This window comes from Pseudarthrobacter albicanus, from assembly GCF_018224015.1.
In the GTDB taxonomy this organism is placed as follows: domain Bacteria; phylum Actinomycetota; class Actinomycetes; order Actinomycetales; family Micrococcaceae; genus Arthrobacter; species Arthrobacter albicanus.
Window position 1 is genome coordinate 1 of record NZ_JAGPOT010000182.1, and the last position, 1,626, is coordinate 1,626.

A 1,626-nucleotide genomic window follows, 5' to 3' on the forward strand; every position below is an offset into this window, starting at 1 on the left:
TCGGTGCGGCGGACGGTCCGGACTCTTTCCTTAAGGATGATTTTTCCGTTAAGGGAGGACTCGTTATTGATGGTATTTCCAAAGGTGTTGCAACTCCCGTTTTTCGGGGGTGTTGCAACTGTGAGACTTTTCTTAGCTGGTCTGGGACTGGCTGGCAGGATAGGTACCGGCCCTTCCACCCCGTGGACGTGACTCATGTTGCAACTGACCCTCCAGGTGTCATTCGATCGACTTGTCCGTCCACGGTGGTGGGCCAGCCGGTACCCGTCCGGCCCACCTCGGTAGCTTGATCAGAAGATTGTCCACCCCTTGCGGGGCGTGACCCATCACAGTGCTGTTCCTTTGGTGACCTCTACCCGGACTGGTGCCGGCCGACAGCGGCCATGACCATATCCGTGAAGAGGAAGGTACGAATGACCGCCATGTCTATCGTCGCGCATGCCCACCCATTTGTCGTGGGTGTCGACACTCACGCCCGCAACCACGTCTACGCGATCCTTGCCGCCGCTACCGGCGCCCTGCTGGAAACCCGCGAGTTCCCCACCACCGCCGCCGGGATCAACCGAGCCATCGCCTGGGTCGCCCGCCGCACCGATGGCAATGCCGATACCCTCTGGGTGATCGAAGGCGCCGCGTCCTACGGGGCGATCCTGGCCGGCACCGTGGCCACCCACGGCTTCCCGGTCGCCGAGGCGCCGCGCATGGACGCCAAGAAGCGCCGCGGCGTGGGTAAAACCGATGCCCTGGACGCCCACCAGATCGTCATGTCCACCCTGCCCCTGCCGGTGGAGAAACTGCGCCGACCTCGCCTGCATGACGGGGTTCGCCAGGGCGTGCGGATCCTGGTCACGGCGCGCGCCTCCATGACCAAGGACCGCACCCGGTCGGTCAACGCGCTCAACGCCCTGGTGCGCAGCAACGACCTGGGCATCGACGCCCGCAAGAAACTCACCGGCGCCCAGATCACCGAGGTCTCCAAGTGGCGGACCCGCGAGGAGGAACTCTCCTTGTCCATTGCCCGTGACGAGGCAGTGCGGCTGGCCAAGCACGCCCTGGAGCTCGATGAGCAGCTGGCGGCCAACGAGAAGCAGTTGGACGAGCTGGTCAAGGTCAGCGAGGCCGCACCGTTGCTGGAGGAGAAGGGGTTCAGGGCGATCAGCGCCGCGAAGTGCCTCGCCGCTTGGTCACACGAGGGCCGGGTCCGTAACGAGGCGGCGTTCGCCTCCCTGGCCGGGGTGAATCCGATCCCCGCGTCCTCGGGGAACACGGTCAGGCACCGGTTGAACCGGGGCGGTGACAGGACCCTGAACAGCGCCCTGCACCTGGTCGCGATCACCAGGATGACCCATGACGGCGTAACCCGCGAGTACGTGGAAAAGCGACGCGCCGAAGGACGTACCGACAAGGAAATCCGCCGCTGCATCAAACGCTACCTGGCTCGCCGTATCTACCGCACGCTCAACACCTCAGCAACAGCGATGAAAGCGGCTTGACAGACATAGAAGAGTCGACCCCTGGAATTCGCCTTTTGGGGGAAAATTGGCTTACCACAGTCAAAATTTCCGTACCGGAAGAGGACATCTCGCAGATGCAAGTTTCCCACAAACCGTCCGCGGTGTCAGTTTC

Annotated in this window: 1 protein-coding gene; it reads left to right on the forward strand. The window is 63.3% G+C overall.

The features are described from left to right. The first annotated feature begins 413 nt into the window (after positions 1–413). Positions 414–1,493 carry an IS110 family RNA-guided transposase gene (locus tag J9611_RS21290; RefSeq protein ID WP_211883232.1) on the forward strand — a complete coding sequence of 360 codons (1,080 nt, stop codon included), beginning with the start codon at positions 414–416 and terminating at the stop codon, positions 1,491–1,493. Positions 1,494–1,626 lie beyond the last annotated feature (133 nt).